This window comes from Allobosea sp. UNC402CLCol (genome assembly GCF_000745475.1).
Classification (GTDB): domain Bacteria; phylum Pseudomonadota; class Alphaproteobacteria; order Rhizobiales; family Beijerinckiaceae; genus Allobosea; species Allobosea spartocytisi.
On the sequence record NZ_JQJJ01000009.1, the window covers coordinates 519,180 to 540,043 of the forward strand.

Here is a 20,864-nt window from a genome sequence, read left to right on the forward strand (position 1 = left end):
CCTCGTTATCCGGTCGATCTCAGTCTTCCCCGTCATCCCGGACAAGCGGCGAAGCCGCACCGATCCGGGATCCATCGAAGGGCGAGGCGCTCTACGATGGCTTCCGGGTCTGCGCTTCGCTTCGCCCGGAATGACGGCAAAACCGGCAGAGCTTACCGCCCCGTGGCATAGGCCTGCATCAGACGCGGCGTCGCGGCGGCGCGCAAGAGGCCGTCATCGCCCGTCTCCGCCGCCGTCAGGCGCCCGACCGTCCAGGCAGGGGCGCGCTCGAGCCTGTGGCCGCGCCGCTCCAGCTCCGCCAAGGCCGCCGCGCCGATGCTCTCCTCGATCATCAGATGTCCCGGCCGCGAGGTCCGGGGATAGAAGGAGGAGGGGAAATGCTGGGTGTGAAACAGCGGCAGGTCGATGGCTTCCTGCAGGTTGAGCCCGTGATGGACCCGGCGCAGGAAGAGGCCGAGCTGCCATTGCTCCTGCTGGTCGCCGCCCGGCGTGCCGAAGGCGAGGCGCGGCCGGCCATTCTCGAAGGCAATGGTCGGCGTCAGTGTCGTGCGCGGCCGCTTGCCCGGCGCAAGCGAAGCCGGCAGGCCCTCTTCCAGCCAGAACATCTGCGCCCGCGAATTGAGCGGGAAGCCGAGCTCGGGGATGACCGGCGAGGATTGCAGCCAGCCGCCGGACGGCGTCGCCGCGATCATGTTGCCCCATTTGTCGATGACGTCGATATGGACGGTGTCGCCCTTGCGCCCGGCCGCGACCATCGAGGCCATGGTCGGCTCGCCGACGCTGGCGCCGCCCTGGGTCGGCTGGGCGATGGCGCCGAGCGCCTTCAGCGCATGCGCGACCTGCGCCTCGTAGCCGGGCACGATGCCGGGGCGCAGCTCCAGCGAGGCCTGTTCGCCGATCAGCCCGCGCCGGCCGGCGGCATAATCCTCCGAGAGCAGCGTCGCGAGCGGCACCGTCACGAAATCCGGGTCGCCGTAATAGGCCTCGCGATCGGCGAAGGCGAGCTTCATCGCCTCGACGACATGATGCACGAAGTCGGGGCTCGCCGGACCCATTCCCGCAAGGTCGACGCCCTCCAGGATCTTGAGCGTCTGCAGGAAGGCCGGACCCTGGCCCCAGGGGCCGATCTTGAAGACCTCCCAGTCGTGATACGTCACCGAGGTCGGCGTCTCGTAGGTCGGCTTGTAATTCGCCATGTCCTGCGCAGTCAGCAGGCCCTTGTTGCGGCGGCCGGAGGAATCCATCACCTCCTGCGTGCGGCAGAAACGGTCCATCGCCTCGGCGACGAAGCCCTTGTACCAGGAATCATAGGCGGCCTGGATCTGCTCCTGCCGGTCGGCGCCTGCGGCCTCCGCCTCGTCGAGGATGCGCCTGTAGGTCGCGGCGGCGGCCTTGTTGGCGAAGAGCTTGCGCGCCTCCGGCACATTGCCGCCGGGGAGGTAGACCGCGCCGGATGTCGGCCACTCGCCGGTGAAAAGATCGGTGAGCTCCCGGATCGAATCCGAGACGCGCGGCAGCATCGGGTGGCCGTTCTCGAAATAGCCGATGGCCGGTTCCAGCACCTCGCGCAGCTTGAGCCGGCCATGGTCGCGCAGCAGCGTCATCCAGCCGCCGAAGGCGCCCGGAACGACGGTCGCGAGCAGGCCGGAGCCGGGGATCATATCGAGGCCGAGTGCCTTGTAGGCCGCGATGGTTGCCGCCTGCGGGGCGGGTCCCTGCGCGCAGAGCGTCTCGACCTTCTTCGTCTCGGCCGAATAGAACACGGCCGGCATGTCGCCGGCCGGGCCGACGAGATGCGGCTCCACCACTTGCAGCACGAAGGCGGCGGCGGCGCAGGCGTCGAAGGCGTTGCCGCCCTTCTCCAGCATCGCCATGCCCGACGCGGTCGCGAGCCAATGCGTCGAGGTGACGACACCGAAGGTGCCGAGGATTTCGGGGCGCGTGGTGAACATGGGTGTATCCAGTCGTGGAAAGTGGTCGGTGCGGTGTCAGCGGCGAGGGCCGGGCGTGGCTGGCGTCATCTAATTCTCTCTGGGATCGAGCGCATCGCGCAAGCCGTCACCGAGCAGGTTGAAGCCGAGCACCGCCAGGAAGATGCAGATGCCCGGCGCCACCGACATCCAGGGCGCCTGCTCCATGAAATTCTTGGCGACGTTCAGCATCTGCCCCCAGGAGGGTGATGGCGGCTGCTGGCCGAGCCCCAGGAAGGAGAGGGCGGCTTCGAGGATGATCGCCTGCGCCATGAACAGCGTCGACTGCACGATGATCGGAGACAGCGTATTCGGCAGCACATGGCGGAACATCAGGCGCAGATCGCGCGCGCCGACGGCCCGTGCGCCCTCGACGAAATCCTCGGCCTTCACGCTCATCACCTGCCCGCGCACCAGCCGGATGAAGATCGGCACGGCCGACAGGCCTATCGCGATCATCGCATTGGTCAGCGAGGGGCCGAGCACCGCCGCAAACGCGATGGCCAGGATCAGGAAGGGGCAGGCGAGCAGGGCTTCGGTGACGCGCGAGATCACGATGTCGATCCAGCCGCCATACCAGCCGGCGATGAGCCCGAAGGGCAGGCCGATGGCGACCGCGATCAGCACCGAGACGATGCCGGCGAGCAGCGAGGCGCGCGCCCCGAAGAACAGCCGCGCCACCTGATCGCGCCCGAGTTCGTCGGTGCCGAACCAGTAGAGCTCCGAAGGCGGCTTGCGGATGGCGAGGAAGTTCGACTTGAACGGGTCTGCCAGCGGCAGCACCGGCGCCAGCACCGCCAGCAGCACGAAGAGGAGCACGAGCCCGCCGCCGATCAGTGCCGAAGGGTTGCGGAGGAGCCGGGCCAGCACGCCCGGCCGCGCCTTCAGCCCGCTCGCCGTGCCTGCGCCCGAGGAGATGGAATCCATCGATGCCATCAGGCCGCCCTCAGCCGCGGATTGACGAGGATGTAGAGGATGTCCGCCAGCAGGTTCATCAGGATGAATCCGATGGCGGTGCACAGCACCACGCCCTGCACCACGCCATAGTCGCGGTTGAACACGGCATCGACGATGAGCTTGCCGAAGCCGGGAATGGTGAAGACCTGCTCGGTCAGCACCGCGCCGGCCAGCAACTCGCCGAAGAGCAGCGTCGTTAGCGTGATGATCGGCACCAGTGCGTTGCGCAGCGCATGGCGATGCACGACCGTGTCCTCGTCCAGCCCCTTGGCGCGGGCCGTGCGGACATAGTCGGAGCGCAGCACCTCCAGCATGGCCGAGCGGGTATGGCGCATCAGGAAGGCGGCGAGCCCGTTGCCGAGCACGAAGGCCGGCATGATCAGGCGCTGGATCGCCTCCCAGGGGTGGACGAAGATCGATTCATAGCCGGAGGCCGGCAGCCACTTCAGATAGACCGAGACCAGCAGGATCAGCATGATGCCGAGCCAGAAATTCGGGATCGACAGCCCCGACAGCGCGACGGCGCTGGCCGAATAGTCGACGATGGTGCCCTTGCGCCGCGCCGCCAGGATGCCGATGGGGATGCCGATCGCGATTGCCACCAGGATCGCGGCGGTGGCGAGCTGGATCGTCACCGGCAGCTTCTGCAGGATGAGGCCGAGCACGGGCTCCCCGGTGCGCAGCGAGCGGCCGAAATCGCCCTGGACCACCTGCCCGAGCCAGGCGAAGAACTGCACGAAGACCGGGTCGTTCATCCGGTAGATCTCGCGCAGCCTGGCGATGGCCTCGGGGTCGCGCTCCTCGCCGGCGAGGACGAGGAAGGGGTCGCCCGGCAGCGCACGCTGCAGGGCGAAGACGAAGACCGACACCAGGAACAGCGTCGGGATCGCGATCAGGATGCGTCGCAGGATGAGCGTCAGCATGGCGCACTCGAAACCGCTTTGTCATTCCGGATGCAGCGAAGCGGAATTCCGGGGTCCATCATAGGGAACTGCGCTCTACGATGGATCCCGGGTCGACCCTCGGCCGCCCGGGACGATGGCGCCGTGGTCGGCGCGAGGGAAGGGCTCACGAGCGCTTCAACCCTGCCAGCCGGATCAGCCCGTCCGGGTTGATGACGAAGCCGTCGATGTTCTTGCGCAGCGCGAAGAAGACCGTCTGGTTGTAGAGATAGATGATCGGCAATTCGTCGTTCAGGATCTTCTGCGCGGCATCATAGAGCTTCTTGCGCTCCGCCGGGTCGTAGACGGTCCGCGCCTGGTTGAGCAGGCGATCGACCTCGGGGTTGGAGTATTTGCCGTCGTTCTGCCCGCCGCCCGTGGTGACGAAGGGGTGGATGTTGCCATCGGGGTCGATGCGGCCCGACCAGCCGATGCGGCTCATCTGGAACTTGCCCTGCTGCTGGTCGCGGAGCTGGCTGGCGAACTCGGTCGCGCGGAGCTGGACGTCGATGCCGGCTTCCTGTGCCATCGCCTGGATCACCTGGCCGATTTGGGTATCGACCGGGTTGTTGGTGACGAAGAGCTCGGCGGTGACTTTCGGCTGCCCGGCCTCCTTCAGCAGCGCCTTGGCCTTGGCGACATCGCGCGCCGGCACCGGGAAATCGCCGCTGACATAGAAATTGCCGGGGTTGAAGGGCTGGTTCATCGGCTCGTAGAGCCCCTCGAACACCACCTGGCTCAGCACCTTGCGGTCGATGGCGAGCGAGAACGCCTGGCGCACCCGCTTGTCCTGGCCCATCGGCTGCTTGGCGGCGTCGCCGTTATTGGTGTTGATGGTGATGCCCTGATAGCCGAGATTGGCGATGCTGGTCACCTTGAGCGAGGCATCGGCCTTGGCCGATTTCACGTCGGTCGGCGCCAGTCGCTCCAGCATGTCGAGCTCGCCCGAGCGCAGATTGGCGAGCCGGACGGTGGTGTCGGGAATCGAGCGGTAGATGATCCGGTCGAAATTGTATTTGTCGGCTTCCCAATGCTCTTTGAACTTCTCCAGCACGATCCGGTCGTTCTGCACGCGCTCGACGAATTTGTAGGGGCCGGAGCAGATCGGCCTGGCGGTGACGTCGCCGGTGAGGCTTTTCGGCGCCAGCATCATGCCGGCACGGTCGGTGAGCTGGGCAAGCAGGGTGGCGTCGGGCCGCTTGAGCTTCAGGACGAGCGTCGCCGGGTCGGGCGCCTCGACTTTGTCGACCGAGGCGAGCTCCGATTTGCGCAGCGATTCAGGCAGGGTCATCGCCCGTTCGAGATTGGCCTTGGCGGCCTCGGCGTTGAAGGCCTCGCCGTCATGGAATTTGGCCTCGGTCCGCAGCTTCATCGTCAGCGTCAGCCCGTCGGCCGAGAATTCCCAGGAGGTGGCGAGCCGCGGCACGAGTTTCAGCTCGGGCGTGATGTCGAGCAGCCGGTCGCACAGCCCCATGAAGACGATCCGGCCGACGAAGGTGCGGGCCTTGTGCGGGTCGAGCATGTCCGGGTCTTCCTGAAGCCCGATCCGCAGCGTCGATGGTGTCTGTGCCAGCGCCGGCGACAGGCCGGGCCACGCGGCGAGCGCGAGGGTGGAAGCTGCGGCCAGAACTTTGAGAAGCTTCATGGTTTTCCCCTCTTCGAACGTCGTTTTTCAAGGCGTCTCGGAAAGCGGGCGAGCACCCCGATCCGGCTCCATATCGGCGAACTTGTTCCTTGCGGGACCAAGTTGACTCAGAACCGCGGTGCCGTCGACGCTGCGGCGCACCAATTTCCGGGCGGCGCTGCACGGTTTTTGGGCGGCTCCCGTGGCATGCCGAACACTCGGGCAGGCGATGCGGCGATGACGGTCGCGCTGGCCGTGGGCGCCGGCTAGAAGGACGTAGAAAATCGAGAGGGAGGAAACCGTGCTTCTGGGTGTGATCGCCGACGACATGACGGGCGCGACCGATGTGGCGCTGATGCTGAACCGGGCGGGTATGCGGACCGTGCAGGTCATTGGCGTGCCGGCGGCCGGCGTCGCCTTGCCCGATGCCGATGCGGTGGTGGTCGCGCTGAAATCGCGGACGAATCCGGTGGCGGAGGCGGTCGCCGACTCGCTGGCCGCCTGCGAGGCGCTGCTGGCGGCAGGGGCGCGGCAGATCCTGTTCAAATACTGCTCGACCTTCGATTCCACGGCGGAGGGCAATATCGGCCCGGTTGCGAACGCGCTGATGGAACGGCTTGGCGCGAAGCTCGCCATCGTCTGCCCGGCCTTTCCGGCCAATGGCCGCTCGATCTATCAAGGCTATCTCTTCGTCGGCACTGTCCCGCTTCACGAAAGCTCGATGAAGGACCACCCGCTGACGCCGATGCGCGATTCCAACCTGATGCGATTGATGGCGGCGCAGGCGAAAACGGATGTCGGCCTGGTCGACTACGCCACGGTGTTCGCCGGCCCTGCCGCGGTGAAGGCGCGTCTCGCCAAGCTCGAGGTCGATGGCGTTCGCTATGTGGTGACCGACGCCCTCACCAATGAGGATTTGATGACGCTCGGCCATGCCGTCTCCGAGCATGTGCTGCTGACCGGCGGCTCTGGCATCGCGATGGGCCTCCCGCAGAATTTCCGCCGGGCCGGCCTCCTGCCGGAACATCCCGGCCCGCAGGATTTGCAGGCCCCGGCCGGGCGCAGCGGCATCATCTCGGGAAGCTGCTCCACTGCGACGCGCGGGCAGATCAAGGCGGCGCTGGCGGCGGGCTATCCCGCTCTCAAGGTCGATCCGTTCGCGCTGGTCGAAGGGCGTCAGGATGCGGCCGGGCTCGCGGCCTGGGCGCTGGCGCAGCCGGCGGACAAGCCCTTCCTGCTCTATTCCAGCGACGACCCGGCCGAAGTCGCGGCGGTTCAGGACAAGCTCGGCCGCGAGAAGGCGGGCGGTGTCGTCGAGGATGCCTTCGCCGAAATCGCGCGGCTATTGTCGAAGGGTGGCGTCACGCGCCTGCTCGTCGCCGGCGGCGAAACCTCCGGCGCCACCGTGCTGGGCCTGGGGATTCGCACGCTGGAGATCGGCCCCGAGATCGACCCCGGCGTGCCCTGGACCCGCGTCGTAGACGGGCCGGCGATGGTCGTCGCGCTCAAATCGGGGAATTTCGGCGCCCCGGATTTCTTCCTGAAGGCCTGGAGCCTGCTGCGCTGAGACGCGGTTTGCGCCGGCGGAAACTCGTATAGGATCGCGGAGCAACCGGTCTTGGCAGCATTGGGAGCCCGCATGGATATGGCGTTTCTCGGCGAACTCCTGACCAACGTCGCTGATCGCGGCCGTGCGCTGATCGGTTTCGAGCGCTTCCTCGGCAAAGGCGCCCGGCCGATCGACCGGCTCTGCGAGGATCTTCTCTCCGGCAAGGGCGAGGCCTCCGGCATGGCGTTCGCGCAGGCCGTGCTCGACGCCTGGCAGCGCCTCGACAAGCCCGGTCGTCTCGCCTTCTTCAACCTGCTCGCGGAGCGCTTCGGCCCGGATGCGGAGCGGCTCGACAAGGCCATCGAAACCTATCGCAAGAAGCCGGACGCGGCGGCCGTCTCGGCCCTGCATCTGGCATCCGAGCCGCGCCGGCAGGAATTGCTGCGCCGCCTCAATCTTGCGCCGGACGGTACCCATGTCCTCGTCCAGATGCGCGAGGCGCTGTTCGAGGCGATGGAGGCGGAGCCTGCGCTCAAGGCCGTCGATGCCGATTTCCGGCACCTTTTCGGCTCCTGGTTCAATCGCGGCTTCCTCGTGCTGCGCCGCATCGACTGGCGTACGCCGGCCAATGTGCTCGAGAAGATCATCCGCTACGAGGCGGTGCACGAGATCCAGGGCTGGGACGATCTGCGTCGGCGCCTCGAACCGGCGGACCGGCGCTGCTTCGCCTTCTTCCATCCGCAACTCGTCGACGAGCCGCTGATCTTCGTCGAGGTCGCGCTGACGACCGAGATTCCGCGCACCATCGGCGAGGTGCTTCAGCCGGAGCGCGAGGTGCTGCCGGCGCAGGAGGCGACGACGGCGGTGTTCTATTCGATCTCGAACTGCCAGGAGGGCCTGCGCGGCATTTCCTTCGGCAATTTCCTGATCAAGCAGGTCGCCGAGGACCTCAAGCGCGAATTGCCGGGGCTCGACACCTTCGTCACGCTCTCGCCGGTGCCGGGCTTCGCCCGCTGGCTTTCCGGCATCGCCGCCGATCCCGGCGCGTTCCATCTCACCAATGAGGAGCGCGCGGAGCTGGGCCGTCCGGCCGGCGAGACCATCTCGCTCGACGACGCGACCAAGGCCCGTCGCGACAAGCTGCTCGGCCAGATGGCGGCGCAATATCTGCTGCGCGCACGGGGGAGCTCGGGGCGCGTCATCGACCCGGTCGCGCGCTTCCATCTCGGCAATGGCGCGCGGCTGGAGCGCATCAATGTCGGCGGCAATCTGTCGGCGCGGGGCCTGCGCGAGTCGCATGGCGTGATGGTGAATTACCGCTACGACCTCGACGACATCGAGACCAACCACGAGGCCTTCGCCACGCGCGACACGGTCGTGGCCTCCTCCTCGGTGCGCAAGCTGCTGCGCCCGGCCAATCCCTGACAGACCCGACGACGGAAACGCCTGAAAGGACCCGAAATCATGGGCAACCACCTGTTCGACCTCATCCGTGCCCGCATGCCGGGGCCGGCGGCGCGTTTTGCGCTCCTCGATGACGGCCGAAGCTACAGCTATCAGGACGTGCTCGACGTCTCCGCCCGCTTCGCCAACGCGCTGGTTGGCCTCGGCGTGAAGCCGGGCGACCGTGTCGCGGTGCAGGTCGAGAAGAGCATCGAGGCGCTGATGCTCTATCTCGGCACGGTCCGGGCCGGTGCGATCTTCCTGCCGCTCAACACCGCCTATACCCCGGCCGAGATCGAGTATTTCCTCGGCGACGCCGAGCCCGCCGTCTTCGTCTGCGATCCGGCGAAGGCCGAGGCGCTCAGGCCCTTCGCCGAGAAGGCCGGCGCGAAGCTGGAGACGCTCGGCGTCTGGCGCGCGCCGGATGTCTCGGCGGGCACGCTGTCCGACAAGGCGCTGGCGGCCTCGACCGGCTTCGCCGATGTCGCGCGCGGGCCGGACGATCTCGCCGCCATCCTCTACACCTCCGGGACGACCGGGCGCTCGAAGGGCGCGATGCTCAGCCACGACAATCTGTCGTCCAATGCGCTGACCCTGGTCGACTATTGGCGCTTCACCAAGGACGACGTGCTGCTGCACGCCCTGCCGATCTTCCACACCCACGGCCTCTTCGTCGCGACCAATGTGGTGCTGCTCTCCGGCTCCGCGATGATCCTGCTGCCGAAATTCGATCCCGATCAGGTCTTCAAGCACCTGCCCCAGGCGACCAGCATGATGGGCGTGCCGACCTTCTACGTCCGGCTGCTGCAGGATGCGCGGCTGACCCGGGAGGCGACGAAGCATATGCGCCTCTTCGTCTCCGGCTCGGCGCCGCTGCTGGCCGAGACGCATCGTGAATGGCGCGAGCGCACGGGCCACGCCATCCTCGAGCGCTACGGCATGACCGAGACCAACATGAACACCTCGAATCCCTATGAGGGGGATCGCGTCGCCGGCACGGTCGGCTTCCCGCTGCCGGGCGTTTCGGCCCGCGTCACCGATCCCGAGACGGGCAAGGAAATCGCCCGCGACGAGATCGGCATGATCGAGGTCAAGGGCCCCAACGTCTTCAAGGGCTATTGGCGCAACCCCGAGAAGACCGCCGCCGAGTTTCGCGCGGACGGCTTCTTCATCACCGGCGATCTCGGCAAGATCGATCCCGCCGGCTACGTCCACATCGTCGGGCGCGGCAAGGACCTGATCATCACCGGCGGCTACAATGTCTATCCGAAGGAAGTCGAGACCGAGATCGACGAGATGCCGGGCGTGATCGAGAGCGCGGTCATCGGCGTGCCGCATCCCGATTTCGGCGAGGGGGTCACGGCGGTCGTGGTCTGCAAGCCGGGCGCCGAGATCACCGCGAAGGGCATCGCCGGGGCGCTGGAGCAGCGTCTCGCCAAGTTCAAGCAGCCCAAGCAGGTCTTCGTCGTCGGCGAATTGCCGCGCAACACCATGGGCAAGGTCCAGAAGAACCTGCTGCGCGAGCAGTACAAGGACATCTACGCCAAGCAGTTGAAGGCGGGGGAATAGACCCCTTCCGTTTTAAATCGCGTGTCATCCCGGCCGGAGCGAAGCGAAGAGCCGGGATGACACGCGTATTTGAGCGGCTCAAACCAGCGCCGGCACGCCGAGTTCGATCGTCTCGCCGTCAGCGGGGATTCGCAGGCGCCGCGTGTCGACGCCGCGTTCCTTCGCCGCCTTGCGCAACGCTGTGCGACTGACGGTGGCGTGGTCCAGCGCTTCCATATGCGTCGCGATCATTGTCGCCCGCGGGAATGCTTCGGCAAGATCGAGCGTCTGCTCGTCGTCCATCACGATCAGCGTGTTGTCCCACATCGCCCCGCAGGAATGCGTGACGATGACGTCAGGTCCCGTCGCCGCCGCGGCATCGCGCAGCGGCGGATAGAGCACGCTGTCGCCGCACCAGTAGAGCGTCGGCTCGCCCGGCGCCTCGAAGCTCAGCCCCATCACCGGCCCCATCTTATCGACCACGGCGCCGGTGCCGTGCTGGGCCGGATGCCGTTTCAGGATGATCGGCCCCAGCCTGATGAAGCAGTCGATCGCCGTGATCGAGGAGAAACCCGCCTGCGCGATCGCCGCTTCGTCACCCGGCCGGCAAATGATCGGCAGGTTCTTCGGCACGCGCTCCTTCGCGACCGCATCGAAATGGTCGGCGTGGAGGTGGGACACGATCACCGTATCCACCCCGGCGAGGATGTCCTCGATCGGCTCGGGCAGCGGCGTCATCGGGTTCTGCGAGCGGCCGGTGAAGGAAGGGCGACTGAGCGGCACCCCGAAATCCGGGTCGATCAGGAAGGTCCTGCCGCCATAGTTGAGCTTCAGCGTCGCGTTGCGGAGAAGTTTGAGCTTCATATCCGTCCGGCTCCTGGTCTCGGGGCGGGCATTGTTTCGCCCAGGCCGCAGCGAGACCAGTTCGGATTTGTGAAGCTCGCCCCAACTTCGCGTGAGGTATCAGGCGAGAGCACGCGCCGATCTGACTGCAACGCAGTCAGATCCGAAAACGCGTTCTCTCATTTAAGGTTTGGAGACGGATTCACCGAACAGATTGGTTCAAGCTGTTCGGATCCGGCTCCATGGCGAACTGGCCGTAGGGCACGGTTTCGCGCGCGGTCCGCAGCGCGCTCGCCCACCAATGGAGCTGCGCCAGCATCGTCGCCATCGCCCGTTCGGCACGGTCGGCTTCCATGAGCCGGCCCTCTGTGTCGAAGCGGCCCCAGACATCGGCGAAGGAGACGCCGTCGCGGATCGGTGCGGCGTGCAATTCGCCGAAGACGAGCCGCAGCTGCTCCACGGCGCGCAAGCCCCCCGAGATGCCGCCATAGGAGACGAAGCCGACCGGCTTGCCGCGCCATTCCGGCCCGATCGAGTCGATCAGGAATTTCAGGATCGCTGGATAGGCGCGGTTGTATTCGGGCGTCACCACGATGAAGCCGTCGGCCCAGGCGATGGTCTGCCGAACCTCTTCCAGAGCCGGATGGCCGCTGCCGACATGGCGCGGCGGCAGTTCGAGCGTGCCGGGGTCGATGATCGCGAGCTCGAACGGGCCGTCGCCCTCGATCTGGGAAATCGCCCAGCCGGCGACCTTGTCGCAGAAGCGGCCCTCGCGGCCGCTGCCGTAGATCAGCGCCAGCCTGATCCTTGTGTCGAGCTTCTTGAGCATGGATGCGCTCCGGTTTGCGTCACGGGAGCGAGGCTTATAGAACCTCAACTAAGGTTAAGGTCAAGCGCCGAAAACGGAGGGGCGTGCGATGGATGTGCCGCAGCGCCTGCCCATGGAATTGAGCGTCGGCGAGGTCGCGCGCCGCAGCGGGCTCGCCGTCTCGGCACTGCATTTCTACGAGGCGGAAGGGTTGATCAGCAGCCACCGCACGGCCGGCAACCAGCGCCGCTATCCGCGCGAGGTGCTGCGCCGTGTCGCGATCATCAAGGTGGCGCAGCGCGCCGGCATGCCGCTCAAGACGATCCGCGAGGCCTTCAAGGCACTGCCGCAGGGGCGCACGCCGACCGTGGCCGACTGGAAGCGCCTGTCCACGGCCTGGAAGGCGGAGCTTGATCGGCGCATCGAGCGGCTGACGCGATTGCGCGATCACCTCAACGGCTGCATCGGCTGCGGCTGCCTTTCGGTGAAGGACTGCCCGCTGCGCAATCCCTGGGACAGGCTGGCGGAGGAGGGGACGGGCGCGCGCCTGCTCGATCCGGACTGAGCCAGAGCTTCGGCCCGAAAAGCGGAGCGCGGTTTTCGGGAGAAGCCGATGAACAGCCCAAAGATTTAGTCCGCCTTGTGTAGCCTCTCCAGCGGGAAGCGCGCCACGTCGGCCATCAGCTCGGCAAAGCCCTTGGCCTGCAGCGCGGCGGTCGCCTTGCCTTTCTCGGCCGTGGCGAGGCTGGCATCGCCCGCCACGCCTGCGGGGTGCACGTCCTGAGCCATCCAGGCGAAGGCATGCGGGCCGGTCGGCCTCAGCCAGCGATAACCCTCATCCGCCATCGGCAGCATCAGCGGCTCGAAGCGTTCGGCCTTGCTCATATCGACGAGGTCCGGCCGGAAATGCAGCATCAGCGCGGTCTCGACATCGCCGCCATGAATGCCATGGCGGATATCGAGATCGGCAAAGAGCCCGTCCGGCAGACCGAAGGACATCCAGGCGCTCGTCACAGCGAGCATGCCGTGCGCGACGCGCAATTCACGCGCGGCGATCTTCATCGGGTCGACATTGCCGCCATGGGAGGTCAGCAGCACGAGCTTGCGAAAGCCCGCCCGCTTCACGCTCTCGCCGATCTCGATCCAGGAGCGGACAGCGCTCTCCCAGCCGATGGTCAGCGTGCCCGGCGAACGCAGGTGTTCGTTCGATTTGCCGACGGCCAGCGTCGGCAGCACCAGCACCTCGACGTCCGCGCCGACCAGCGGCATCGCCTCGGCCAGCATGCCGTTCATGATGGTGGTGTCGGTCGAGACCGGCAGATGCGGGCCGTGCTGCTCGATCGCCGCCAGTGGCAGGACCGCGACGGTGCTCTCGCGCGGCAGTGCGGCGAAATCGGAGCTCTTGAGATCGCCCCAGAAGCGTGCGGTCATGCTCGGCCTGCCGATCGCGGGTTGCGGATGTCGCGAAGCCGCCTGCCGCGAGGCGGTGTTGCGATTTCCTGCCATGCTATCGCATGGCATAAGGGCACAAGGCCAGAGATTGCCGGGTCCGCCGTGGGGGAGTTCCGAACATGACGATGATGAGATATCGCCTGGACCGGCGCGCCGCGCTCGGCCTCATCGGCGGCTCCGCCGCTTCCGTGCTGGTGCCGGTGCCGGGCGCGCGGGTCAACGCGCAGACGCTCGACAAGGTGAGCTTCCAGACCAACTGGCGCGCCCAGGCCGAGCATGGCGGCTTCTATCTCGCGCTCGCCAACGGCATCTACAAGAAATACGGCATTGACGCCGAGATCCGGCAGGGCGGCCCGCAGCAGAACCCGTCGCAGCTCCTGCTCGGCGGTCGCGTCGACATGACGATGTCGACCAGCTTCGAGGCGGTGCGCTTCGCCCAGGAGAACATCCCCTTCCTGGCCATCGCCTCGATCTTCCAGAAGGACCCGCAGGTCCTGATCTCGCATCCGAACCAGGGCAATGACTCGCTCGCGGCCCTGAAGGGCAAGCCGATCCTGATCGGCACCGAGGCACGCACTGCCTTCTGGCCCTTCCTGCGCGCGAAATTCGGCTACACCGACGATCAGATCCGCCCCTACACCTTCAGCATGGCGCCCTTCCTGGCCGACAAGCGGATTTCGCAGCAGGGCTTCTTGTCCTCCGAGCCCTTCGCCATCCAGAAGGCCGGGGTGAAACCGGTGGTGCATCTGCTCGCCGACAATGGCTTCGACGCCTACAACACGACGATCAACGTCTCGCGCAAGCTGATGGAGACGAAGAAGGATCTGGTCCAGCGCTTCGTCACCGCGACGCTGGAGGGCTGGGCGCAATACATGAAGGCCGGCCCCGAGAATGCCGCCGCCAACGCGCTGATCCTGAAGGACAATCCCGACATGGATCAGGAGAAGATCGACTACGCCGTCAAGGTCCTGAATGAGAACGGTATCGTCCTGTCGGGCGATGCGCTGGCGCTCGGCGTCGGCGCCATGACCGATGCGCGCTGGGCCAGCTTCTATAAGACCATGGCCGATGTCGGCGTCTTCCCGGCCGGCGTCGATGTGAAGAAGACCTATACGCTCGACTTCATCAACAAGGGCGTGGGCAAGCCCTGAGCGTCGCGGGTCGATCGGTTTTGGACGAGGCCACCATGCCTCTCGTCGCATTGCGCGGGGTCTCGAAGCGCTTCGGCAACGGGACGCTCGCCGTGCGCGACGTCGATCTCGATCTCGCCGCCGGGGAGTTCGTCAGCCTGCTCGGCCCCTCCGGCTGCGGGAAGTCGACCCTGCTGCGCATGATCGCGGGCCTGGGCGCGCCGAGCGCAGGGACGATCGCCTGGCCGGGTCGCGACGAAAAGGCGACCGGGCCTGGGCGCGATCTCGGCTTCGTCTTCCAGGATCCGACGCTGATGCCCTGGGCGAATGCGCTCGCCAACGTCATGCTGCCGCTGACCTTGCAGAGGTTGCCGCGGGCGGAAGCGGAGCAGCGTGCCGCCGCGATGCTCGCTCTCGTCGGGCTGAAGGGCTTCGAGACATCCTATCCGCGCGAACTCTCCGGCGGCATGAAGATGCGCGTCTCGATCGCCCGCGCCCTGGTGATGCGGCCACGCATCCTGCTGATGGACGAGCCCTTCGCCGCGCTCGACGAGATCACCCGCCATCGCCTCAACGACGATTTGCTGGCGCTCTGGGCGCAAGAGCGCTTCACGGCCGTCTTCGTCACCCATTCGGTCTTCGAGTCGGTCTATCTCTCGCAGCGCATCGTGGTGATGGCGGCCCGGCCCGGTCGCATCATCGCCGATCTGCCGGTCGACGCCGCCTATCCGCGCGACGACCTCTTCCGCACCTCCGGCGAATATGCCCATCTCTGCCGCATCGCTTCCGGCAAACTCAAGGAAGCGATCGGCCCATGAGCGCGCCTGAGGATACCCTGGCGCGCGAGGCTGCCGCTGCCGAGGCTCTGCCGGTTCCGGCCGAGCCCCGCTTCCTCGGTTTGCCGGTCAGCATCTGGCCCCGCATCCTCGCGCCGCTGGTCATCGGCGTTCTGGTGCTGGCGCTCTGGGAGCTGGCCGTCCGCTGGAACGACGTCCCGCCCTATGTCCTGCCCGGACCGCTGCTTGTCGGCCGGACCCTGGTCGAGGATTGGGCGACGCTCTCCGCCTCGCTCTGGGTGACGTTGCGCATCACCTTCCTGGCGCTCGCGGCAGCCATCCTTATCGGCGTGGCGCTGGCGGTGCTGTTCAGCCAGTCGAAATGGCTGGAAATGGCGCTCCTGCCCTATGCGATCGTGCTGCAGGTGACGCCGATCGTCGCCATCGCGCCGCTGATCATCATCTGGGCTGATGACATCGACCTGTCGCTGCTGATCTGCGCCTGGATCGTCGCCTTCTTCCCGATCCTGTCGAACACGATCCTGGGCTTGAGCGCGGCCGACCACAACCTCGTCAATCTGTTCGAGCTCTATGGCGCCAGCCGCTGGCAGACCTTGCGCTATCTCAAGCTGCCGGCGGCGCTGCCTTATTTCCTGGCGGGGCTGAAAGTGTCGGGCGGCCTCGCTTTGATCGGCGCGGTCGTCGCCGAGTTCGTCGCCGGCACAGGCGGCAATGCCTCGGGGCTGGCCTATCGCATCCTCGAGGCCGGCTACCAGCTCAAGATCCCGCGGGTCTTCGCGGCGCTGGCGATGATCTCGCTGTCGGGAGTCGCGATCTTCCTCGCCACGAGCCTGATCTCGCATCTCCTGCTGCGCCGCTGGCACGAAACCGCGTTGCGGCGGGAGAATTGAGCGTTCCGGCTCAGACGAAATAGGCGAGCTTGCGCTCGGCCGGCAGCGCATCGATCTCGCGCAGCGCCGCTTCGGACGGAGCGGCGGCGGCCTGCATGCGCGCGGGCGCCTGAGGGGCGGTTTCGGCCTGGGAGAAGACGAGGTCGTCGTCCAGCAGATCGATCGTTCCGATCCGCTTTTCGGTGCTGGCCACGTCGTCGAGACTATGCGGCTGCGTTTGGTCGCTGCTTGCGGTGCCGAAACGGCTGTCCGCGACGCTGTCTTCGCTCGCCCGTGCCGGCCGGGGAGACAGGCCAGCCAGTTCCGTCGCCGTCAGGTAATGCGGGCTCGGATCGCGCGTGATCTCGCCGAAGGCGCGCAGGCTCGAATCGAGCATGGCGATGGTGTCCGCGATCTTGTCGATGCGCTGGACGACGCCATCGACGAGGCTGACGGCCTGCGAGATATCCGCGGCATGTTGGTCGAGCCTGTCGCAGAGATGATCCTCGGCGCCGGCCTCGCGCAGCGTCCAGGCGACCTCCTGGATGTTCTCCGTCGCACCCAGAATGCGGCCGGCGGCCGTTTCGATCTGCATGGCGAGGCCGGAGGCGCGTTCCTGGGACCTGCCGCTGATCCGTTCGAGATCGATGCGCAGGTCGCTGATCAGGGCGGCGGCTTCGATCAGGCTGGCATCCCGGCTGGTCTCCTGCACGCCGAGGCCGACGACGCGCTCGATCCGGCCGATCGCGGTCAGGAGCTGAGCGGTGTCCGCCTGCCGGTTGCGCTTGGCGTATTCGGCCATGAACCAGCGGCCGCGCGACGTCTCCATCACCGCCGCCTCGATGGCGTCGAAGTCGGTTTGGCTCAGCGGTGTCAGGGAGCGGGCATCGCTCATGACCGGTCTGCCTTCGCAAGAGACGGCCGAATCAGTGACGGCCGCAACGTGAACGGGGCAAGATTGCGCGACGATTTCTTAAGGAATTGCTGCTTCGGCGGGCAGGCGGGGTTCCATGCTATGGCGCTTCGGCAACGCTCCTCCGGCGTAATGCCGCACGGGGGCTGTCCGGCTTGCCAAGCGTCCCCGGCGCGGCAATACAAGGCAAAGGGGTGGATTCCGACGCTGAGCGACGCCGAAACGGCAGGAGTGCCGCTCGGCCGGGTGAGGGACATCACGGGCATATGCCGAGCGTTGACACCGCCGAGCCTCAGGCGATTTTCCGCGATGATGCCGGAACGCTCGCAGTCGCGCTGGCCGGGTCCTGGAGCGCGGACCGGGCGCCGCGGCTGGAGAAGCTGATCGGCGAGATCGCCGGACGCATGCCGCAAGCGGCGCATGCGCGCCTCGACCTGTCGGACGTGACCCGGCTCGACACGCTCGGCGCCTATGTCCTGAACCGCCTGAAATCGCGGCAGGAGCGGCAGGGCGCCTCCGTCGAGATCGTCAGCCGCAGGCCCGAGCACGGCATCCTGCTCGCCGAGGTCAAGGTCCATGACGAGGACGTGCCGCTGCATCCGGACCATTTCAGTGTGGTCAGCGTGCTCGCCAATGTCGGCGAGGCCATCATCCGTTTCGGCCGCGACATGGTCGGCGGCGCCATGTTCCTCGGCGAGGTGGTGGTCGGCTCGGTCGCCGTGCTGCTCGGGCCGCGCAAGTTCCGCGGCCCCTCGCTGGTCAATCAGGTCGAGCTGATCGCCTTCAACGGCGCGCCGATCATCATGCTGATCTCCTTCCTGGTCGGCTGCATCGTCGCGCAGCAGGGTATCTTTCAGCTCCAGCAGTTCGGCGCGACGGCCTTCGTCGTGAACCTGACCGGCATCCTCATCCTGCGCGAGCTTTCGGTTCTCCTGACCTCGATCATGATCGCCGGCCGCTCGGGCTCGGCCTTCACCGCCGAGATCGGCTCGATGAAGATGCGCGAGGAGATCGACGCGCTGCGCGTGATGGGGCTTGATCCGATCGAGGTGCTGGTGGTGCCGCGCATCCTGGCGCTGGTGATCTCGCTGCCGATCCTGACCTTCATCTCATCGATGGCGGGTCTGACCGGCGCGGGTCTCGTCGCCTGGCTCTATGGCGGCATCGGCGTCGACACCTTCCTGGCCCGGCTCCAATCGGTCATCACCTGGAAGCATTTCGCCGTCGGCCTGATCAAGGCGCCTTTCATGGCCTTCGTCATCGGGCTCATCGCCTCGATCGAAGGGCTGGCGGTCAAGGGCTCGGCGGAATCGCTGGGCCGACAGGTCACGGCCTCGGTGGTCAAGGCGATCTTCATGGTCATCGTCGTCGACGGGCTTTTCGCCATGTTCTTCGCCTCGATCGAGTTCTGACGATGGGCGAGCACGAGATCTCCCGCGTGGTGGCCGCCCGGCGCGGACATGAGGGCGAACCCGGCCGGCGGGGCGAGCCGGACGCCGTCATCCGGGTGCGCGATCTCAAGGTCGCCTTCGGTGACAAGGTCATCATGGATGGCCTCAACCTGGACGTGATGCGCGGCGAGATCCTCGGTTTCGTCGGCGGTTCCGGCCAGGGCAAATCGGTGCTGACCCGGACGATCCTCGGCCTGGTGCGCAAGCAGCGCGGCACCATCGAGGTCTTCGGCGAGAACGTCGACAAGCTCAACGCGTCGCAGCGCCGCGTGCTGGAGCGTCGCTTCGGCGTGATGTTCCAGCAGGGCGCCCTGTTCTCGGCCCTGACCGTCAAGCAGAACATCCAGGTCCCGATGCGGGAATATCTCAAGCTCTCGCCGGACCTGCTCGACGAGCTGGCCATGGTGAAGCTCGATCTCGTCGGCCTCCCGCCCGATGCGGCGGACAAGGTGCCATCCGAGCTCTCGGGCGGCATGATCAAGCGCGCTGCGCTCGCTCGCGCACTCGCGCTCGATCCCGAGATCGTCTTCCTCGACGAGCCGACCTCCGGCCTCGACCCGATCGGCGCGGCCGAGTTCGACGATCTCATCATGACGCTGAAGCAGACGCTCGGCCTCACCGTCTTCATGGTGACCCACGATCTCGACAGTCTATATGATGCCTGCGACCGAATCGCCGCGCTGGCGGACAAGAAGGTGATTGCGGTCGGAACGCTGGAGACGATGCTGGAATCCGACCATCCCTGGCTGAAGGCCTATTTCGGCGGTGAGCGCGCCACGGCCCGGCAACCGTCCGGGAAACGAGAGCGGAACGGCTAGTCCATGGAATCGCGCGCGAACTACGCTCTCGTCGGCCTTTTTACCCTCGCGGTGCTCGCTGCGGCCTTCGGCTTCGTCTACTGGTTCAACAGCGGCGGCGCCGGGCGCAAGGACAACATCCGCGTGATCTTCACCGGATCGGTCACGGGCCTCGGGCGCGGCTCGAGCGTGCTGTTCAACGGTTTGCGCGTCGGCGAGGTGACGAGCATCGAGCTTCAGCCCGATGATCCGCGCCGGATCTACGCCGTCATCCAGGTTGCCGCGACCACGCCCATCCGGGAAGACACACGCGCGCGCATCGAAGCCCAGGGGCTTGCGGGCGTCGTCGCGCTTCAGCTCATCGGCGGCGCGCCCGACGCGCCGGTCCTGAAGGCCAAGCCCGGCGAGCCGATGGCGACGATCATCGCCGAACGTTCGGAACTGCAGGACATCATCGAGACCGTTCGCAACGTCGCCCAGCGCGCGGACGGTGTCCTGACCTCGCTGGACGGCCTGATCAAGCAGAACCGCGAGCCGATCAACAACACGGTCCGCAATGTCGAGAAATTCTCGGAGGCGCTCGGCAAGAACTCCGACGGGCTCGACAAGCTGATGGCCGGCTTCGGCAACATCGCCGACACCATCCAGCCGCTGTCGCAGAAGCTGCAATCGCTCAGCGAGGAGTTGACCGGCGTCGTTCAATCCGTGGACCGGAAGAAGGTCGCGAGCATCGTCGACAATGTCGACAAGTTCACCGGCGCGCTCGGCGGCTCCAGCGAGGATGTCGGCAAGGCGGTGAAGGATGTCGCCTCGATCACCGCGAAGCTCAATCGCGCGGCTGATCAGGTCGAGGGCGTGCTGAAGGGGGCACAGGCCTTCCTGAACACGGCTTCGGGCCCCGACGGCCGCAGCGCGCTGAACGAGGTCGCCGACGCCGCGAAGTCGATCCGCGTGCTGGCCGACAATCTCGACGCGCGCACGGCGGAGATCACGGTCGGAATCAACCGCTTCACCGGTTCGGGGTTGCGCAATGTCGATTCCACGGTCTCGGAGGCCAAACGCGTGCTGACGGAACTCAATCGCACGCTCCGGAATTTCGAACGTAACCCGCAGCAACTCATCTTCGGCGGCAAGCCGCCGCTCCCGCAATACAACGGATCGCGCTAGCCGATGACGATCGAGGTTCCCCAGACCGCCATGGCCCGCCGCTGCCTGAGCGTGCTGGCGCTCTCCGCCGGGCTCGCCCTGGCAGGGTGCGGCGGCGGCCAGACGCCGACGACCTTCGACCTGACGGCCCCGAGCGGCTTCGGGCGCGTCGGCGGCTCGCATGCCACGATGGTGGTCGCGCGGCCGACCGCCGTGCAGGCGCTGGATTCGGACCGGGTCATCGTCAAGGATTCGGGCGGCGCGCTTTCCTTCCTGGGTGGGGCGCAATGGGCCGATCAGGTGCCGGCGCTCGTGCAGACCCGGCTGATCCAGACTTTCGAGAACGCCAGCCGCATCGGCTCGGTCTCCGCGCCGGGGCAGGGCATCACGCCGACCGTCCAGCTCGTGACCGATATCCGCAGCTTCAACATCGACGCGGCGTCGGGCACGGCCGTCGTCGAGATCACCGCCAAGATTGTCGGCGACACGAGCGGCCGAATCCAGCGCGCGAAGCTGTTCTCGGCGCGTGTTCCGGCCGCGGCGGTGGATGGGCCGGGCGCGGCGCAAGCCCTCGACCGCGCCCTGTCGCAGGTGCTGGTCGACATCGTCCGCTGGGCGCGCTGATA

Annotated in this window: 19 protein-coding genes; 11 read left to right on the top strand and 8 right to left on the bottom strand. The window is 66.8% G+C overall.

The window, feature by feature from the left end:
* Nucleotides 1-152: 152 nt before the first annotated feature.
* The 4 genes from GY40_RS09715 to GY40_RS09730 all read right to left on the bottom strand — a co-directional run bounded on the left by GY40_RS09715 (nt 153) and on the right by GY40_RS09730 (nt 5,513).
* A complete protein-coding gene (locus tag GY40_RS09715; protein WP_156115914.1) occupies nt 153-1,952 on the bottom strand; it encodes a gamma-glutamyltransferase family protein in 1,800 nt (599 codons plus the stop codon).
* A gap of 69 nt (nt 1,953-2,021) precedes the next feature.
* Complete coding sequence (locus GY40_RS09720) at nt 2,022-2,897, bottom strand: ABC transporter permease (protein ID WP_038362417.1); 876 nt, start codon at nt 2,895-2,897, stop codon at nt 2,022-2,024.
* 8 nt (nt 2,898-2,905) lie between these two features.
* Nucleotides 2,906-3,850, bottom strand: a complete 945-nt coding sequence (locus GY40_RS09725) for an ABC transporter permease (RefSeq protein WP_038361297.1) — start codon at nt 3,848-3,850, stop codon at nt 2,906-2,908.
* A 145-nt stretch (nt 3,851-3,995) separates the two neighbouring features.
* Nucleotides 3,996-5,513: an ABC transporter substrate-binding protein gene (locus tag GY40_RS09730; protein WP_038361298.1), complete on the bottom strand. Its 1,518-nt coding sequence runs from the start codon at nt 5,511-5,513 to the stop codon at nt 3,996-3,998.
* A gap of 280 nt (nt 5,514-5,793) precedes the next feature.
* Here GY40_RS09730 and otnK point away from each other — a divergent pair, with 280 nt between their 5' ends.
* The 3 genes from otnK (at nt 5,794) to GY40_RS09745 (ending at nt 10,053) form a co-directional block, all read left to right on the top strand.
* A complete protein-coding gene (otnK, locus tag GY40_RS09735) occupies nt 5,794-7,059 on the top strand; it encodes a 3-oxo-tetronate kinase (RefSeq protein WP_038361300.1) in 1,266 nt (421 codons plus the stop codon).
* A gap of 72 nt (nt 7,060-7,131) precedes the next feature.
* Nucleotides 7,132-8,466, top strand: coding sequence for a malonyl-CoA decarboxylase (locus GY40_RS09740; protein WP_038361302.1), 1,335 nt, complete (start codon nt 7,132-7,134; stop codon nt 8,464-8,466).
* Nucleotides 8,467-8,505: 39 nt separating this feature from the next.
* Nucleotides 8,506-10,053, top strand: coding sequence for a malonate--CoA ligase (locus GY40_RS09745; protein WP_038361304.1), 1,548 nt, complete (start codon nt 8,506-8,508; stop codon nt 10,051-10,053).
* A 78-nt stretch (nt 10,054-10,131) separates the two neighbouring features.
* Here the strand turns inward: GY40_RS09745 and GY40_RS09750 are convergent, their stop codons facing one another.
* Together GY40_RS09750 and GY40_RS09755 are read right to left on the bottom strand one after the other, a co-directional pair.
* On the bottom strand, nt 10,132-10,896 hold the full coding sequence (locus GY40_RS09750; RefSeq protein ID WP_038361306.1) for an MBL fold metallo-hydrolase: 765 nt from the start codon (nt 10,894-10,896) through the stop codon (nt 10,132-10,134).
* A gap of 181 nt (nt 10,897-11,077) precedes the next feature.
* Nucleotides 11,078-11,704, bottom strand: a complete 627-nt coding sequence (locus GY40_RS09755; RefSeq protein ID WP_051987726.1) for an NADPH-dependent FMN reductase — start codon at nt 11,702-11,704, stop codon at nt 11,078-11,080.
* A gap of 88 nt (nt 11,705-11,792) precedes the next feature.
* Between GY40_RS09755 and soxR the strand changes: the two genes are divergently transcribed.
* Nucleotides 11,793-12,248 carry a redox-sensitive transcriptional activator SoxR gene (gene soxR / locus GY40_RS09760; protein WP_038361308.1) on the top strand — a complete coding sequence of 152 codons (456 nt, stop codon included), beginning with the start codon at nt 11,793-11,795 and terminating at the stop codon, nt 12,246-12,248.
* Nucleotides 12,249-12,313: 65 nt separating this feature from the next.
* Here the strand turns inward: soxR and GY40_RS09765 are convergent, their stop codons facing one another.
* The gene (locus GY40_RS09765) at nt 12,314-13,114 is read right to left on the bottom strand and encodes a creatininase family protein (RefSeq protein ID WP_038362422.1); all 801 of its coding nucleotides are present in this window, start codon (nt 13,112-13,114) and stop codon (nt 12,314-12,316) included.
* A gap of 140 nt (nt 13,115-13,254) precedes the next feature.
* Here GY40_RS09765 and GY40_RS09770 point away from each other — a divergent pair, with 140 nt between their 5' ends.
* From GY40_RS09770 to GY40_RS09780, 3 genes are read left to right on the top strand one after another with little or no spacing between them, the layout of a single operon-like run.
* Nucleotides 13,255-14,286 carry an ABC transporter substrate-binding protein gene (locus tag GY40_RS09770; RefSeq protein ID WP_081925290.1) on the top strand — a complete coding sequence of 344 codons (1,032 nt, stop codon included), beginning with the start codon at nt 13,255-13,257 and terminating at the stop codon, nt 14,284-14,286.
* Nucleotides 14,287-14,321: 35 nt separating this feature from the next.
* On the top strand, nt 14,322-15,083 hold the full coding sequence (locus GY40_RS09775; RefSeq protein WP_051987852.1) for an ABC transporter ATP-binding protein: 762 nt from the start codon (nt 14,322-14,324) through the stop codon (nt 15,081-15,083).
* Nucleotides 15,080-15,952 carry an ABC transporter permease gene (locus tag GY40_RS09780; protein ID WP_038361312.1) on the top strand — a complete coding sequence of 291 codons (873 nt, stop codon included), beginning with the start codon at nt 15,080-15,082 and terminating at the stop codon, nt 15,950-15,952. The genes GY40_RS09775 and GY40_RS09780 overlap by 4 nt, the downstream gene beginning before the upstream one ends.
* Nucleotides 15,953-15,962: 10 nt before the next feature.
* On the opposite strand, the gene GY40_RS26545 is transcribed toward GY40_RS09780, so the two are convergent.
* Nucleotides 15,963-16,826 (bottom strand): hypothetical protein, encoded by an 864-nt coding sequence (locus tag GY40_RS26545; RefSeq protein ID WP_051987727.1) that lies wholly within the window; start codon nt 16,824-16,826, stop codon nt 15,963-15,965.
* A 284-nt stretch (nt 16,827-17,110) separates the two neighbouring features.
* On the opposite strand from GY40_RS26545, the gene GY40_RS09790 reads away from it, so the two are divergent.
* The 4 genes from GY40_RS09790 (at nt 17,111) to GY40_RS09805 (ending at nt 20,862) form a co-directional block, all read left to right on the top strand.
* Nucleotides 17,111-18,256: an ABC transporter permease gene (locus GY40_RS09790; RefSeq protein ID WP_038361314.1), complete on the top strand. Its 1,146-nt coding sequence runs from the start codon at nt 17,111-17,113 to the stop codon at nt 18,254-18,256.
* 134 nt (nt 18,257-18,390) lie between these two features.
* The gene (locus GY40_RS09795) at nt 18,391-19,113 is read left to right on the top strand and encodes an ATP-binding cassette domain-containing protein (RefSeq protein WP_051987853.1); all 723 of its coding nucleotides are present in this window, start codon (nt 18,391-18,393) and stop codon (nt 19,111-19,113) included.
* Between the two features lie 3 nt (nt 19,114-19,116).
* Nucleotides 19,117-20,259, top strand: coding sequence for an MlaD family protein (locus GY40_RS09800; RefSeq protein ID WP_038361315.1), 1,143 nt, complete (start codon nt 19,117-19,119; stop codon nt 20,257-20,259).
* Nucleotides 20,260-20,262: 3 nt separating this feature from the next.
* Entirely contained in the window at nt 20,263-20,862 is a 600-nt protein-coding gene (locus tag GY40_RS09805) for an ABC-type transport auxiliary lipoprotein family protein (protein WP_038361316.1), read from the top strand.
* The last annotated feature ends 2 nt before the right edge of the window (nt 20,863-20,864 follow it).